The organism is Nocardia sp. Tas62D01 (genome assembly GCF_055232035.1).
In genome coordinates this window covers 8,452,502-8,466,197 of sequence record NZ_JBUYUZ010000001.1, presented here as the reverse complement: position 1 = coordinate 8,466,197, position 13,696 = coordinate 8,452,502, and the positions used below count along the sequence as shown (strand labels likewise).

The window sequence follows — 13,696 nt, the reverse complement described above, 5'->3', positions numbered from 1 at the left end:
TGACCTTCAACTTCCCCCGAGCGTCCTGGGGCTGGTGCGAGGTCGTCACCTGGCCCCACATGCTCGTCCTGCGGGGCAACCTGGGCTGCTGGTCCTTCACCCGTGTCGAGGACATGTTCGACTTCTTCCGCGAGCCCGACGACGTCGCCCGGATGGACCCGTCGTACTGGGCGGAGAAGCTGGTACCCGGCGGCCGTGACAGCGCCAAGACGTACGACCCCTCGCGCGCCACCGCCTACGTCGTGCAGACGATGGACGAGAACGCCGCCGAACACCCCGGCCTGCCCGGGCGACGCCCAGGACGTGTTCTTCGCCGATGCGGACGTGAGCACCGAGACCGGCCTCCGGGAAGCGGTGGCCCGCTTCGACGAGCGGTTCCCGGAGTACGCCATCGACAAGGGCTTTCGATTCCCCGTCGACGAGTGGGACCTGTACCGGTACAGCCCGTGGTTCCTGCTGTCCTGCGTGGTCCTGCCCTGGGCCATCGGGCAGTACGACACCGCCCTCGTGCCGGCCAACTGACACACCCTGGAGCCCCCGCCATGTCGGGGGTTGAGGAACATCGGCGTCAGATCGTGCGCCTGTACGTTACGTAGGGCCTGCCCCGTCTGCGGGTGGAGCAGCCCCTTCCCGATTCCTCGCACCCGCGGCCCACTCTGCGGAGGCGGGAAGCGAGTGTCAGGGCCCCGTCTACTTGATGACCTCGACGGAGCTGACGGTGTCGTTCCACCCTTCGGGCATCTCACTCTGGTAGGTCGGGAGGAACGGGTTCTCCATGACGATGATGGGCCTCCCCCTGTAAGCCGCGTCCTCGTACATCCTGGCCTGCCAGCCCCTGGGGGCGTGGAAGTAGTACGAGGACGTGCGGTCGTTGGCGTCGTAGGCGCTCAGCCGCTCGACGTCGCCGGTGACGATCCAGATCTTGGCCTCCTTCTTGGAGTTGAAGTCGGTGTCCTGATAGAGGCACAGAGACCGCTCCGGACAGGCCGAAAGGCCCTGCCCGGTGATCTCTCGGACCGGGGAGTCGGCGGCGGATGCCGAGCTGGCCACCGGTGCGGCGGCGGCCAGCGTCATGATCAGAGCGAGAGCAATCTTCATCACGCCCTGGTGAACGACCCCCGAAACCGCAGGACACGCGGCTTCAGATTGACCCTGTGGGCCCCCGGTCCGTCGGCCGCTGATCAGGACCGACGAAGGCTTGGCGCACGATCTGACACAGGTGTTCCTCAGAGGGCGGTTCGTGACTCTTTAGGTGGTTCTGTGGTCGCCTGATGGTGTGGGTGTGGGCGGAAATCGCTGGTCCGCGGCCTGCGGTCTGTTGGGGTGGTGGGGTGAGTGAACGCAAGCCGCATCCGAGTGACTTATCGGACGAGCAGTGGTCGTTGATCGAGCCGGTGATCACCGCGTGGAAGGCCCGGCACCGTTCGGTCAGTGGCCATCAGGGCGCCTACGACGGGACCGACCAGATCATCCATGAACTTTTGCGCTGCCAGGTCCGTGAGCGGGCCTGCCGATTAGAGGACCCGACGTTGGTGGTGCTGGACACCCAGAGTGTCCACGTGGCAGCCGGGGTCCCCGCCGCCACGACCGGCCGGGATCCGGTCAAGCGGGTGCCGAGCCGCAAACGCGGACTGGCCCTGGACGTCCTCGGCCTGGTCATCGCGGTCGTCGTCCTCGCCGCGAACACGCACGACAACACCGCGGGCATCATCCTGCTTGACCAGGTCGCCGAACACGCCGGCGGCACCGTCCGCAAGGCGCTGGTTGACCAGGGCTTCAAGAACCAGGTGGTCCTGCACGGCGCCAACCTGGGCATCGACGTCGAGATCGTAGAACGGCAGATCGTAGAACGGCAACCCTCAGGACAAGGGGTTCGTGCCGCAGCCGAAGCGGTGGAGGGTCGAGCAGACCTACGGGATCTTGATACTGCACCGGCGTCTGGTCCGCGACTACGAGCACCGCCCTTCGTCGTCCGCCTCCCGCGCCTATTGGTCGATGTCCCACGTCATGATCCGCCGCCTCACCGGCGCGAACCGCAGGCGGTGACCGCATGAACATCCAGCCCCTGCTCGACACGCTGGACCTCCACGAGGACGCCGCCCGGGCCCAGGCCAACGACCTCCGCACACAGATCGGCGAACTGCAGACCCGGCTGCGGGAGGCCGAGTCGCACCTCGAGCACCTCGCGATCACCCGGAAGACCGTCACGGGCCTTGCCGACCGACTTCCGGCCGTCCCCCCGGACCTGCCCGAGCACCCTGACTACCCTCGCATCCTCGCCGTCTTCAACGAGGCGACCGGACCGCTGCGGGCCAAGGACATCTGCGAAGCCCTCGACCACAACCTGCTGCCGAAGAACATTGAAGGCACCCGCGCCAAGTTGAAACGCCTGGTCAAACTCGGCATCCTCACCGAGGTCGACACTGGCAGCTTCGCCAGGAAGCAGTAACCGGCCGAGCCCCGATTGGCTTCGTTCACGTCAAACAGCAGCCGTATGGCCGCCTGTGCTCGTAAGAATGGCGGTCGTGCGGGTGGTGGGGATCAGTGGGCCTTGTCAGCCAGCCGATGGGGTGAGGCTGGTGCGGTCGAACGGGCCACCGTGCGCGGCGGCGTACGCGATGGCGTCGTTGACAGCATCGAGGCCGAACGACCGGACTCGTTCGGGGGCGAGATCCAGAGTGCCCGAGGCGAGGAGCCGGATGATGCCGACATTGGCTGTGCGCGGGTACATCCACTGCCCGCGCACGGTGATCGAGTTGCGCATGATCCATGGGTACGGAAGTGCGAGGTCGTCGCCACCGAGCATGCCGACGCCGCCCATGAGGACGACGCGGCCGTACTCGCGCACGGTCATGGCCGCCGCGCGCGACGCCGAGCTGGGTGCGCTCGGCGGGAGCAAGTCGATCACCATGTCGATCGGGCCGTCGGCCGCCGCGGACATCGCCGCGCGGTCGGTGGCCTCGTCTCCGGTCAGCGGGATCGGGCGCAGCCGCGGACCGAACCGGTCGGCGAGGAGGTCGAGCGCGGCCTGGTTGCGGCCCGGGGCGACCACGCGGCCCGCTCCCATCGCGAGCGCAACCGCGACCGCGCTGCTGCCGAGGTTGCCGGTGGCCCCGCTGACGAGCAGCGTCTCGCCGGCTGCGAGCCCGCCTGCCAGCAGCCCGCCGTAGGAGATGGCGTGCACGGTGAGTGCGGCCCAGCGGGCCGGATCGTCCCCTGCCACGGTGGGCAGCGGGAAGACGTTCTCCGTCGGGACCCGCATGAGCTCGGCGAACGAACCGTCGTGCAGGTACCGGGCGAGCCGCGCGCCGCCCTCGCCGCGCGAGCTCCAGCCCTGGAGCGTGATGTCGGGCGTCAGGGCGTCGTCCCGCGAGCGCACCGTCGAGTCGCACCACACCAGGTCGCCGATGCGCAGCCGGGTGGCGTCCGGGCCGACGTGGATGATCCGCCCCACGCCGCCGACACCGGGCACGACAGGAGGGACAAGGGGGTAGTTCCGCTTGCCGCCGAAGACTTCGGCCGCGTAGGGCGCCACGCTGGCGGCAAGGACCCCGACCACCACCTCACCGCCCCCGGCCTCGGGGTCGGGCACCTCCCGCACCGTGAGCGGGGCGCCGAACTGCGTCAGAACTGCTGCTCGCACGTGATGACCTCCGTTTTCGTCGTGCTCGTGGGATCGACACTAGGAGCTGGGCGAGCATGCGGGAAGCGATGATCTAGCATTTGTGGTATGCGTATGCCGCATGGACATCTCCAGCGCGGGACTGCGGGTCCTGCGGCAGATCGCTGAGTCCGGCAGCTTCACCGCGGCAGCTGCCCGACTCGGCTACACGCAGTCGGCCGTCTCACGCCAGGCCGCCGCCCTCGAACGCAGCGCCGACACCACCCTGTTCGAACGCCGCCCAGACGGGGTACGGCTCACTCCTTCCGGCTTGACCCTGCTGCGGCACGCCCACACAGTCCTGGCCTCGCTCGCAGCGGCCGAGCGTGAGCTCGCTGGCACCGTCCCGCGGACCGAACTGGTGCGGCTCGGGGTAGTCCCGAGCGCGGGCGCGGCGATCCTGCCCGCCGCACTCGCACACCTCGCGGCGGCCGACCCGCAGATCACGGTCACCACCAGCGAGGGCACCACGCCCACCCTGATCCGGGCGCTGCGCGCGGGCTCGCTCGACCTCGCCGTGCTGACGTCCCGCCCACCCCACCGGCCCTTCGACGGCGACTCGCCGCGCCTGCACGTCGAGACCGTCGCGGATACCGAACTGGTCGTGGCGGTGCCCTCGACCGGAGAGTTCGCCGGACGCGCCACGGTGCACGTCGACGAGCTGGTCGACGCCGCGTGGATCGCCACCCCGTCATCGAGCTCTGAGCCGCTGCTCGGCGTCTGGCCCGGCCTGCCCGGACGGCCTCGCGTCATCCACTCCGCGCGTGACTGGCTGACGAAGCTCCAGCTGGTCGCCGGCGGCTTCGGCGTGACGACGGTGCCGTCCCGGCTCTCACCGGTGCTGCCGCCCGGGGTGAGCCTGCTGCGCGTCGACGGCGCGCCCCCCGAGATCCGCCGGGTGCTCGTGGCACGCCTCCCCGGCCACCCCGCCCCGGCGATCACGGCCGTCACCCGAGCGATCACTTCGACCGCCTGAACCGCCGCCAAGGCCGCGCACGATCGCGTGTACCCCTTTCCCCCTCACGGGTGGGCACCGCGGTCACCGTCGGCCTGTTCTTCGCGGTACTGGCGATCGGCTTCGCCGTCGTCACGGCCCTGCACGAACTCCTCGCGCCCCGCGGCCGCGCATAACGGCCGCCGGCAGCCAGCCTTCCGCCGAGGCAAGCGGACTCGTTGCCGGTGGACAACGTGGCACTGGTCGGGGTTTCGTGTTCGATCTCCCACCAAAAGCTCTCAAACCACCCGGTCAGACCCCATGTCCCGCACACGAGTCCGGCCGCTGGGCCACTGCTCTCGCTGCACCCGCGCCTGCTGGAAGGACGCCGACGACGCCTCCCGCTGGAACACCGAGTTCGACAAAGGCGTCCCAGTCGGCCCTCTGCCCGGCCTGCCAGACGCCGGAGGAGAACGCCGAGGCGGAGGTGAAGGCGGCCACGCTCGACTACACCAACGCGGCGGCGGACGCCGACGGCCGGCAGAAGGTGGCCCCGCTCGGCGGCTGGCACACCGTGATCGCCATGGGGCATCCCCTTGTACGAGAGGACAGGACCGTCCACCTTGCCCTCGCGGTCGAGTCGGCGGAACTCCGTGTCGCCGTGGGCCCGCAGAGCGACGCCCGCCTTCACGAACTCTTCGACGGCCCGTGCGCGACCGTCGTCCGCATGGCGCTGGAACAGGAACAGGCCCAGCCGGGACAACGCGCGATCACCTACAACCCCATGGCCGACCTCGGACCGGACACCGTCCTGCTCATCGAGGACCACGCCCTATGCGAAGACGGAGAGGACCGCGGCGAACTGATGCTCTCGTTCTCACCCTCGCTCAACCCGCACCTCCTGAGAGCCTTCGCCCCGCCGGTCGCGGAGACATCCGTGTCCCTTCTCATTCGACCTTGCCGTTAGCCAGCCGCCTGACCTGCGGAGAGACAGAGTCGAGTAAGACGCCGAAGTCCCGCCGTCTCACTCGACGTTGTCGGCCAGGTGCGTTTCCAGGGCTGCCGGACGCCGGGCGGCAGCGCGCTGGCCTGGGCTGTCTCACTTGGCCTTGTCCCTCACCTGCGAATCGGAGAACGTCCGGTGAGACGGAGGCAAGATCTCGTGAGACTGGACAATCCGCACCATCCTCCGAGCCGCCTGAGCACCTGCCGGGTCTTCAAGAAATGTTCGTTTTCTGAAGATCGCTCCGCAGGTGTCAGTTTCCGAAGTCGCGTGCACAGGTGAGCTGGTGATTCGCTGTCGCGTGCAGGGAACTGCGAACGCGCGGGACGGGCCGAACTCGCCTGCGCTACGGTCGAGTTGTCCGTAGTCGTGTGCGTGACGGGGGCTCCCGGATGGCAGCGGAACCGGTGACCGAGCGCGGGGTGCTGATCGCGTCGACCCAGATGTGGGAGACCGCGGTGCGGCAGGCCGAGGTGATCGGGCCGCTCGCGGCGAAGGACACAGTGGGGCTGGCCGAGGCGGATGAGGCCGCCGAGCGGCTGCGGGTCTCCCGACGCCAGGTGTATGTCCTGCTTGGGAGGTGGCGCGCCGGTGAGGGGGTGGTGTCGGACCTTCTGCCTGGCCGTTCCAGCGGAGGCCGCGGCGGCGGGCGCCTGTCTGGTGAGGTCGAGACGATCGTTCAGGAAGCGCTACGCACCCGGTACTTGACGCGGCAGCGCCGCTTGGTGGCGGCGGTCTACAAGGAGATCACGCGCCAATGCCGGGCTCGCGGCCGGCGGACTCCTTCGGCAGTCTGTCAGAACTGTCTCGCATAACATGTCGGTTTTGAGAGGGGTTCTGCGAACGGCCACCTGCGGATTCGCGAGCGGTTCCGAGGTGTTCGCAGAACTCTCGCATCTTTGTGAGAGTGCCCTTACGTCACGCGGATGCGACGGCCTGGTTCCGCGTGACCGCGCCGGACGTGGCACCGCCGCGCTCGGTGTCAGGCGCGCCGGGCGGCCCAGACAGTGCGTTCGGTGCGTACCGTCAGGTCATCGCGGCGCAGGATGCTGTCCGGGCTGCTGGTGTCGAGGAGTTGGTCGAGCGCGGCGAGGTCGTCGGGGGTGAGCCTGTCGGCGATGACGCTGCGGATGCGCTGCAGGACGCCGACGGCGTAGCAGCCGATTGCCTCGCTGCGGTCACCTTCGATGTTGACGGCGATAGTGCGTTCGCCCTCTATGGTGAAGCTGGCGGCGGTCAGCATCGGGCCCCAGTCGGCGCCGCGGTGGGGCATGTGTTCGGCTTGGCGGCGGTCGGCCGCGGCGTGGACGCGCTCTTCGAGGCCGGGCCGGTCCGCAGGGGCGTTCTCGGGCAGAAAACGGGGGTGGCCGGCCAGTTCCACGACGGCGAACAGGCCGCCGGGCGCGAGCGCGTCGTGGACGGTGCGCTGTGCGCTGTCGGGTTGGGCCATGTGGTGCATCGAAGCCGACGCCCACACCAGGTCCGGTGAGCCGAGGTCCGGCCAGGTGGCTTCGTCGAGGTCGGCCTGCACCGTGCGTACGCGGTCCTCGACGCCGCGCGCGCATGCCTTGGTGCGCAGGCGCTGAAGGTGGTCGGCGGAGGCGTCGACGGCGGTGATGCGCGCGTCGGGGAAGCGGTCGAGGAGGGCGAAGGTGCCCGCGCCGGTGCCGCAGCCCAGGTCCACGATGTGGTGTGGGCGGGTCTTCAGCGGCAGCCATGCGGTGATGGAGGCGGTGTGCTCGGCGAGGACCTCGGCGTCCAGGTCGAGGATCTCCGCCTGGCCGTCGCTGTCGGTGCCGTGGGCGTGGCGCTGGCCGTGGGCGGCGCCGCGGTGAGGGGTGTGGGCGTGTGCGTGGCTCATGCTTTTCACCCTAGGGCGGTTATGCGTCTGTGGCACTAGATATCCCGGTTTGCGCAAGGCGATGGCCGGGTGTGCTGCCTGACGCGCAAGAGTCCGTCTCTACGCAGGCCGCGGATCTGGCCGTCACGCGGGAGCGCTCTCGTCGCCGTCGCCGTCGTCGCGCTGGTGGCCGCGGCGGGCGTCGCGGTCGAAGATGCCCAGGATCTCGCATGGTCCGCCTTCGGTGCCGATCGCGTGCGGCATCATCGTGGGGAATTCGGCCGCCTGGTTGGCCTCGAGGCGGAAGCGGCGGTGGCCGAGCATGAGGATGGCGGTGCCGGACAGGACGACGAGCCATTCGCGCCCCGGGTGGGCACGCATGCGCGCCAGGTTCTCGGGGGGTGGTTCGGTCAGGCGCTGGCGCACCACGCTCATCCCGGGGTCGGCCTTTATGGTCCAGCGCATTCGGCCGTGGGCGGCATCGATCGTCGGGCTGGTGATGACGTCGTCGGTGGCGGTCTCCACGAGCTGATCGAGGGTGGTGTCCAGCGCGCGGGCGAGGGTGACGAGCTGGTCCAGGACGAGGCGGCGCTGACCGTTCTCGATGCGGCTCAGTGAGGACTGGCTGAGGTTGGCCCGCTTCGCCAGCTCCTCCAGGGACCAGCCCTGTGCCACCCGCAGAGCGCGGAGGCGTTTGCGTACGAGGCTGTCCAAATCTCCATCTTCTTGCGTCATGGGCAACATCGTATGCCCTCAGTGCATATCTGGCTTAGCGTCGTGTGTGGATGGTCCGCAACGTGTGGGGCCACGCACAAGGAAAGGCAGGAGGCCATGGCTGTGACGACTTCTCCGTACGCGAGCGACGCACTGCCCGAGGGGACCGTCGACGCGGTGGTGATCGGCGGGGGCTCCGCGGGGCTGAACGGTGCACTGATGCTCGCCCGCTCCCGCCGCTCGGTCGTCGTGATCGACAGCGGCTCTCCGCGCAACGCGCCCGCGCAGGCCATGCACGGCTTCATTGTCCTGGACGGCACCCCGCCTCCCGAGATCCTTCGACGGGGCCGGGAACAGGTGCGCCAGTACGGCGGGCGCGTCGTCTTCGGCGAGGTGGTCTCGGCCGAGTCTGCCGCCCCGTCGGTGGACCGGGATCTGCGGTTCACCGTCTCCCTGGCCGACGGTCGCAGCATCACCGCTCGCCGCATCCTGGTGGCCACCGGCCTCACGGATGTGCTGCCGGAGGTGCCCGGGCTCGCCGAGCACTGGGGGCACAGTGTGGTGCACTGCCCGTACTGCCACGGCTGGGAGGTGCGCGATGAGCCCATCGGCATCCTCGCCACCGGCCCGGCCTCCATCGGCCACGCGTTTCTGTTCCGTCAGCTGACCGAGGATTTGACCTACTTCACCCACGGCGCTGACCTGGATGAGGACACCCGGGCCCGCTTCATTGCCCGCGGCATCCGCATCATCGACACCCCGGTCAAGGAGGTCGTCAACAACGAGGACGGTGCCCTCGCCGGGGTGCGCCTGGCCGACGGCCAGGTCGTGGCCCGCCGCGTCCTCGCGGTCGCCACGCAGATGCAGGCCCGCACCCAGGGCCTGGAAGGTCTGAGCCTGCCGGTGCAGGAGCTGCCCAACAACATGGGCCGCGGTTTCGCCTCCGGCATGGCCGGCACCACCGAGGTGCCGGGTGTGTGGGTGGTCGGCAACGCCACCGACCTCACCGCCCAGGTCGGCGCCTCCGCAGCGGCCGGAGCCCTGGCCGGCGCCCACATCAACAGCGTGCTGTCCACCGCGGACACCGACGCGGCCCTCCACGCAGCCCAGGGCGACACGCCCACCCCCTGATATCCCGGCACGGCACCCGCCGCCGCTCGACCGCCTGGTGCTGCGCGCGGTGCCCCACCCACCCCCCTCTTTTTTGCTCGGCGACCGGCCCTGCTCCGGCGCTCTCTCGGCATGCCCTTTTTGAGAGGAAATCCATGAGTACGAACCAGCCCACACAGGCCGTAGAGGCCGGTAACGGGGGTGCCCCCGACGCGCGTCAGCTGCGCAAGGTCCTGACCGCCGTCTCCATCGCCCTGATGGCGGTCATCGCCTCGGTGACCGGACTGAACGTCGCGCAGACCCACATGGCCGTGGAATTCGGCGCGTCCCAGAGCACGGTCCTGTGGATCATCAACATCTACACCCTGGTCCTGGCAGCGCTGCTGCTGCCGCTCGGCGCCCTGGGCGACCGCCTGGGCCGCAAGTCCATGCTCATCGCCGGACTGGGCGTCTTCGGCACCGCCACCGTCCTTGCGGGCCTGGCCCCGACCGCGGAAGTGATGCTCGCCGCCCGCGCGGCCAGCGGTATCGGCGCCGCAATGATCATGCCGATCACGCTGGCCGTCATCACCTCCACCTTCCCCGAAGAACAGCGCGGCAAGGCGATCGGCGTGTGGACCGGCATCGCCGGCGGCGGCGGCATCCTGGGCATGTTCCTGTCCGCGCTGCTCGTCGACGTCGCCGACTGGCGCTGGCTGTTCGTCCTCCCGGCCGTCCTCGTCGTCGCGGCCCTGGCCATGACGCTGAAGTCGGTCCCCCACTCCCGCGAGACCTCGCCCCACCGATTCGACACCACCGGCGCTCTCCTCTCCGCGATCGGGGTGACCGGCCTCATCTTCGTCCTGCAAGAAGGCCCCGAACACGGCTGGACCGTCCCCCAGACACTGATCAGCCTCACGGTCGGCCTCATCGCTGGCATTGGCTTCATCGCCTGGGAGCTGCACCGCCGCGACACCGGCCTGCTGGACGTCCGGCTGTTTGGCAAGCGCACTCTCGCCGGCGGCTCGATCACGCTTCTGGTCGTCTTCGGCGTCCAGGCGGGCATCGGCGTGGTCCTCTTCCCGTTCTTCCAGGCCGTGCTCGGCTGGTCGGGCCTGCTGTCCACGGTCGCGATGATGCCCATGGCCCTCGCGATGATGATGGCTTCCGGCCTGGCCCCCAAGCTCGCCGCACGTACCGGCGCCCGCGCCACCATGGTGGTGGGCATTGCTCTGGCCGGCGTCGGCATGGCGCTCATGGCCCTGCTCGTCTCCGTCGACGGCGGCTACCTGTCCGTCCTGCTCGGCCTGCTTGCCATGGGTATCGGCATGGGCCTGTCGATGACCCCGTCCACGGAAGCCATCACCGCCTCCCTGCCGGGCGAGAAGCAGGGCGTCGCCTCCGCCCTCAACGACGTCACCCGCGAGTTCGGCACCGCACTCGGCGTCGCCCTGCTCGGCGCGCTCGTCTCCGCCGGCTACCAAAGCTCCATCGACGACAAGCTGAACGGCATCCCCCAAAGCGCCGCGGACACCGCCCGCGAAGGCGTCGCCAACGCTGTCGAGGTCGCGGGGAGCACCGGATCGCACGCACAGGACCTGCTCCACGCAGCCCGGCAGTCCTTCGTCGACGGCTGGCACCAGGCTATGTGGGCAGGCGCCGCCATCATGGCCGTCCTGTTCGTCTACATCGCCTTCCGCGGCCCCAAGAACACACCCTCCGCGGACGCGGACGAGCAAGCCCCCGCTGAGGCCGTCGCCGCTCGCTGACCGTACAAGAGTCCAGACGCACACCAGGCACACCGCTCCGCGTACCTTGCGTTCGCCGGCGCACGATCAGCCGACCGGACCCCCGGCCCGGCTGACCGTGCGCCGATTTCGTGCCCCGGGCCATGGCATGCAGCCACCAACGACGCCCCGACCTCGCCCCACGTCCCGGGTACTCCGGCCGTCAGTCCTCTTCCCCGTCGTCTTCGGCGGTGTCGGGATCTCGGAACGGGCGCCCATCCGGGGCCGCTGGCGGTGATGTTGAACAGAACTTGCGCGTCTCGCCCATGGGCTCATGATGGCGACACGGCCAGGTCACGCGGCCTGGCCGAAGCCAGCGGCGGCCGGGTCCGGTTCACGCAGCGGGGTGAAGTCCACATCCAGCTTCGCCTCGTACGCGTCGGGCTGGATGCCGAGCTCGTGGGTGGAGTACTCGCCGAACCGGTTAATGTGCTCGGTCAGGTACGGCGAGATGCGGGCCAGGTCCTCCGGCTCGATCGTCCAGCCCTCTTCCAGGAGCTGGCGGACGATCTCCGCGATGTCCAGGCCGTTGTGAAAAATGACCGCGTTCGTGAGCAGGGCATTGAACTTCATCGCCTTCTCCTGCTCGATAGGGTCGTTGTCCGCGATGACCCCGCGGTTGCCGAAGCCGATCCACTGCGAGAAGCCGTTGAATGCTTCGGTCTTGTTCGTCGCCGCGGTCACCCGCCGGCGAAGCGCCGGATCACAGAGGTAGCGCAGCAGCTGGACGGTGCGGATCACGCGGCCGATCTCGCGGAAGGCGGCGTAGGTGGCGTTCTTCTTGGAGCCCGAACGCAGCCGCTTGAGCAGCGTGGACGAGGAGATTGCCCTCTCCCGTACGGAGAGGGCGACCTTCATCAGGTGCCGGAACTGGGACTCGATCAGGTCGAAGTCAATGACGTTCTTCCCGGCCTCGCCGAACAGCGCGTCGATGTGCACGTACTCGGCGGCTTGCTGGGCCGGTAGAAGGTCAGGCCCTTCCAGTTCCTGATCCTGGGCATGAGATCGAAGCCCACCAGGTGCGCGAGCGCGAACACCGGCTGGGACTGGCCCTGGGTGTCCGCGTGCACGGTGGTCGGCTTCACCTCGGAGTAGTTCTTCAGCAGGCCCTCGATGATGTAGACGGCCTCCCACACCCCGCACGGGATGAAGTGCGTGAACAGCGCGATGTAGGTGTCGGAGATGTGGTGGTAGGCGATCCCGCCCGGCTTGGAAGCGCGCGGGTTCGCCGATTCTTGGACTGCTGGACGCCAACGGCGCGGCGACCGACGCGGGCCACGCCCTGCGCGCCGAGGTCAGCGCCGCACCGATGAACTGGCCGCTGCCCCCTGGCAGGCGCTCGGCGCCGAGGGCACCGCGCGACTCGCCGACCTCCTTGGCCCGCTCTGGCTGGAGGTCCTCGGCTCAGGAATGCTGCCCCGCGAGACCACGCTCGGCATCGGGAAGGTCTGACGTCTCCTGCCGTACGGTGATCGCGTCGCGGCGGATCGCATACCCGGAACGGCCCGGCGTGGTGGCCGGGCCCAGCGGCTCACGGGCGCTGCGTGAGCAGGCGGTGAGAACCGCTGCGAGGGGCGCGTCGACCTGAAGACTGACCATGTGCGGGGCACGGTGACCCCTCTGGGATGTCCAGGGTCCGCCGTTAGCGCGCGCAGCCGACTTCAGCCATCCGAGCAGGCGACTTCGGAAGCTGACAGCAGGGCCGCCCGGACCTCGCAGAGCATTCAAAAACCCCTTCAAAAACCTGGGTCATTCAACAACCTCAGACCACCGTTTTCTGACATGATCCGGAGCCATGACCGCCCTCGAACCGGCCGACGGGCCGGACCTCCTCGTTGCCGAACCGCTCGTCCGCACCGAAATCAAGATCGGATACGCCCGGGTCTCGACCGGCGGGCAGAAGCTCGACCGGCAGATCGATGCCCTTGCTGCCGCCGGGTGCCGGAAGATCTTCGCGGACAAGAAGTCCGGCAAGACCGCGCTCCGCCCGGAGCTGAAGGCGTGCCATGCCTTCCTCGACGCCGGCGACACCCTCGTGGTCCCCTCGCTCGACCGCTACGGCCGCAGCCTCCAGGACCTCATCAACATGGTCGCCGAACTCCGCGACCGGGGCATCGGCTTCACCTCGCTCCACGAGAACCTCGACACCACCACTCCCGGCGGACGGCTCGTCTTCCACGTCTTCGCCGCCCTCGCCGAGTTCATCCGCGAACTCATCGTCCAGGGCACCCGCGAGGGCCTGGCCGCCGCCCGCGCCCGCGGCCGAGTCGGCGGACGCCCCACCGTCGCCACCGAGGAAGTCATCCGCGCCGCCCGTGACCTCCTGCCCGACGCCGGACGCTCCATCACCTCGATCGCCAAGCTCCTCGGCGTGAGCCCCGGCACGCTCTACAACCACATTCCCGACCTGCGCGAACTGCGCGCCAGCGCCGTCCCCCGTCAGCTCGAAGCTCGTACGAGGTAGGCGACCGCCAGCAAGATCGTTCTCGCCGGGATTTCCTGTACCTCAACTACTCACACCCGGTATTGCCGTCTCGCTGGAGCGTAACGAAGTCTTCGATGTGGCGCTCGTCATGACGGAATGTATCTGTGACCTGGCGAAACATGAAGTGCGACAGCGCAACCGGCCGCTCGGACACCGGCGCTGGCCGGGACGTCACATCGACAT

At 69.1% G+C, this 13,696-nt stretch carries 15 protein-coding genes and 1 pseudogene; 10 read left to right on the top strand and 6 right to left on the bottom strand.

Annotated elements, in window-relative coordinates; all coding sequences use genetic code 11:
- Positions 1-324 precede the first annotated feature (324 nt).
- A complete protein-coding gene (locus ACV7NQ_RS40995) occupies positions 325-522 on the top strand; it encodes a hypothetical protein (RefSeq protein WP_463364413.1) in 198 nt (65 codons plus the stop codon).
- A 168-nt stretch (positions 523-690) separates the two neighbouring features.
- Here ACV7NQ_RS40995 and ACV7NQ_RS40990 read toward each other — a convergent pair whose 3' ends face one another.
- On the bottom strand, positions 691-1,098 hold the full coding sequence (locus ACV7NQ_RS40990) for a peptidase inhibitor family I36 protein (protein ID WP_463364412.1): 408 nt from the start codon (positions 1,096-1,098) through the stop codon (positions 691-693).
- Between the two features lie 233 nt (positions 1,099-1,331).
- Between ACV7NQ_RS40990 and ACV7NQ_RS40985 the strand changes: the two genes are divergently transcribed.
- Both ACV7NQ_RS40985 and ACV7NQ_RS40980 read left to right on the top strand, forming a co-directional pair.
- The gene (locus ACV7NQ_RS40985; RefSeq protein WP_463364411.1) at positions 1,332-2,054 is read left to right on the top strand and encodes a transposase; all 723 of its coding nucleotides are present in this window, start codon (positions 1,332-1,334) and stop codon (positions 2,052-2,054) included.
- Entirely contained in the window at positions 2,051-2,449 is a 399-nt protein-coding gene (locus tag ACV7NQ_RS40980; protein WP_463364410.1) for a hypothetical protein, read from the top strand. Before ACV7NQ_RS40985 ends, ACV7NQ_RS40980 begins: the two co-directional genes overlap by 4 nt.
- A gap of 105 nt (positions 2,450-2,554) precedes the next feature.
- On the opposite strand, the gene ACV7NQ_RS40975 is transcribed toward ACV7NQ_RS40980, so the two are convergent.
- Positions 2,555-3,643, bottom strand: coding sequence for an alcohol dehydrogenase catalytic domain-containing protein (locus ACV7NQ_RS40975; protein ID WP_463364409.1), 1,089 nt, complete (start codon positions 3,641-3,643; stop codon positions 2,555-2,557).
- A gap of 100 nt (positions 3,644-3,743) precedes the next feature.
- On the opposite strand from ACV7NQ_RS40975, the gene ACV7NQ_RS40970 reads away from it, so the two are divergent.
- From ACV7NQ_RS40970 to ACV7NQ_RS40960, 3 genes are all read left to right on the top strand, one after another.
- Positions 3,744-4,637 (top strand): LysR family transcriptional regulator, encoded by an 894-nt coding sequence (locus ACV7NQ_RS40970; protein ID WP_463364408.1) that lies wholly within the window; start codon positions 3,744-3,746, stop codon positions 4,635-4,637.
- Between the two features lie 445 nt (positions 4,638-5,082).
- Positions 5,083-5,562, top strand: a complete 480-nt coding sequence (locus tag ACV7NQ_RS40965) for a hypothetical protein (protein WP_463364407.1) — start codon at positions 5,083-5,085, stop codon at positions 5,560-5,562.
- Positions 5,563-5,990: 428 nt separating this feature from the next.
- Positions 5,991-6,413 carry a hypothetical protein gene (locus ACV7NQ_RS40960; RefSeq protein WP_463364406.1) on the top strand — a complete coding sequence of 141 codons (423 nt, stop codon included), beginning with the start codon at positions 5,991-5,993 and terminating at the stop codon, positions 6,411-6,413.
- A gap of 167 nt (positions 6,414-6,580) precedes the next feature.
- On the opposite strand, the gene ACV7NQ_RS40955 is transcribed toward ACV7NQ_RS40960, so the two are convergent.
- Positions 6,581-7,459 (bottom strand): methyltransferase, encoded by an 879-nt coding sequence (locus ACV7NQ_RS40955; protein WP_463364405.1) that lies wholly within the window; start codon positions 7,457-7,459, stop codon positions 6,581-6,583.
- A gap of 123 nt (positions 7,460-7,582) precedes the next feature.
- On the bottom strand, positions 7,583-8,173 hold the full coding sequence (locus ACV7NQ_RS40950; RefSeq protein WP_463364404.1) for a helix-turn-helix domain-containing protein: 591 nt from the start codon (positions 8,171-8,173) through the stop codon (positions 7,583-7,585).
- A 96-nt stretch (positions 8,174-8,269) separates the two neighbouring features.
- Here ACV7NQ_RS40950 and ACV7NQ_RS40945 point away from each other — a divergent pair, with 96 nt between their 5' ends.
- Entirely contained in the window at positions 8,270-9,283 is a 1,014-nt protein-coding gene (locus ACV7NQ_RS40945; RefSeq protein ID WP_463364403.1) for an NAD(P)/FAD-dependent oxidoreductase, read from the top strand.
- 134 nt (positions 9,284-9,417) lie between these two features.
- Positions 9,418-11,010 (top strand): MFS transporter, encoded by a 1,593-nt coding sequence (locus ACV7NQ_RS40940; protein ID WP_463364402.1) that lies wholly within the window; start codon positions 9,418-9,420, stop codon positions 11,008-11,010.
- A gap of 312 nt (positions 11,011-11,322) precedes the next feature.
- Here ACV7NQ_RS40940 and ACV7NQ_RS40935 read toward each other — a convergent pair.
- Positions 11,323-12,227, bottom strand: a pseudogene (locus ACV7NQ_RS40935) (Tn3 family transposase).
- A 10-nt stretch (positions 12,228-12,237) separates the two neighbouring features.
- On the opposite strand from ACV7NQ_RS40935, the gene ACV7NQ_RS40930 reads away from it, so the two are divergent.
- Entirely contained in the window at positions 12,238-12,480 is a 243-nt protein-coding gene (locus ACV7NQ_RS40930) for a helix-turn-helix domain-containing protein (protein WP_463364401.1), read from the top strand.
- On the opposite strand, the gene ACV7NQ_RS40925 is transcribed toward ACV7NQ_RS40930, so the two are convergent.
- The gene (locus tag ACV7NQ_RS40925) at positions 12,433-12,627 is read right to left on the bottom strand and encodes a hypothetical protein (protein ID WP_463366144.1); all 195 of its coding nucleotides are present in this window, start codon (positions 12,625-12,627) and stop codon (positions 12,433-12,435) included. The genes ACV7NQ_RS40930 and ACV7NQ_RS40925 overlap by 48 nt on opposite strands.
- Before the next feature lie 196 nt (positions 12,628-12,823).
- Here ACV7NQ_RS40925 and ACV7NQ_RS40920 point away from each other — a divergent pair, with 196 nt between their 5' ends.
- Positions 12,824-13,492: a recombinase family protein gene (locus ACV7NQ_RS40920; protein WP_463364400.1), complete on the top strand. Its 669-nt coding sequence runs from the start codon at positions 12,824-12,826 to the stop codon at positions 13,490-13,492.
- Positions 13,493-13,696: the final 204 nt, after the last annotated feature.

What these genes read in the sequence shown, in the direction of transcription:
- ACV7NQ_RS40990 (WP_463364412.1), bottom strand. Translation starts at nt 1,098, where the DNA reads ATGAAGATTGCTCTCGCTCTGATCATGACGCTGGCCGCCGCCGCACCG.
- ACV7NQ_RS40980 (WP_463364410.1), top strand. Translation starts at nt 2,051, where the DNA reads ATGAACATCCAGCCCCTGCTCGACACGCTGGACCTCCACGAGGACGCC.
- ACV7NQ_RS40970 (WP_463364408.1), top strand. Translation starts at nt 3,744, where the DNA reads ATGGACATCTCCAGCGCGGGACTGCGGGTCCTGCGGCAGATCGCTGAG.
- ACV7NQ_RS40960 (WP_463364406.1), top strand. Translation starts at nt 5,991, where the DNA reads ATGGCAGCGGAACCGGTGACCGAGCGCGGGGTGCTGATCGCGTCGACC.
- ACV7NQ_RS40955 (WP_463364405.1), bottom strand. Translation starts at nt 7,459, where the DNA reads ATGAGCCACGCACACGCCCACACCCCTCACCGCGGCGCCGCCCACGGC.
- ACV7NQ_RS40950 (WP_463364404.1), bottom strand. Translation starts at nt 8,173, where the DNA reads ATGACGCAAGAAGATGGAGATTTGGACAGCCTCGTACGCAAACGCCTC.
- ACV7NQ_RS40945 (WP_463364403.1), top strand. Translation starts at nt 8,270, where the DNA reads ATGGCTGTGACGACTTCTCCGTACGCGAGCGACGCACTGCCCGAGGGG.
- ACV7NQ_RS40940 (WP_463364402.1), top strand. Translation starts at nt 9,418, where the DNA reads ATGAGTACGAACCAGCCCACACAGGCCGTAGAGGCCGGTAACGGGGGT.
- ACV7NQ_RS40925 (WP_463366144.1), bottom strand. Translation starts at nt 12,627, where the DNA reads ATGGTCAGTCTTCAGGTCGACGCGCCCCTCGCAGCGGTTCTCACCGCC.
- ACV7NQ_RS40920 (WP_463364400.1), top strand. Translation starts at nt 12,824, where the DNA reads ATGACCGCCCTCGAACCGGCCGACGGGCCGGACCTCCTCGTTGCCGAA.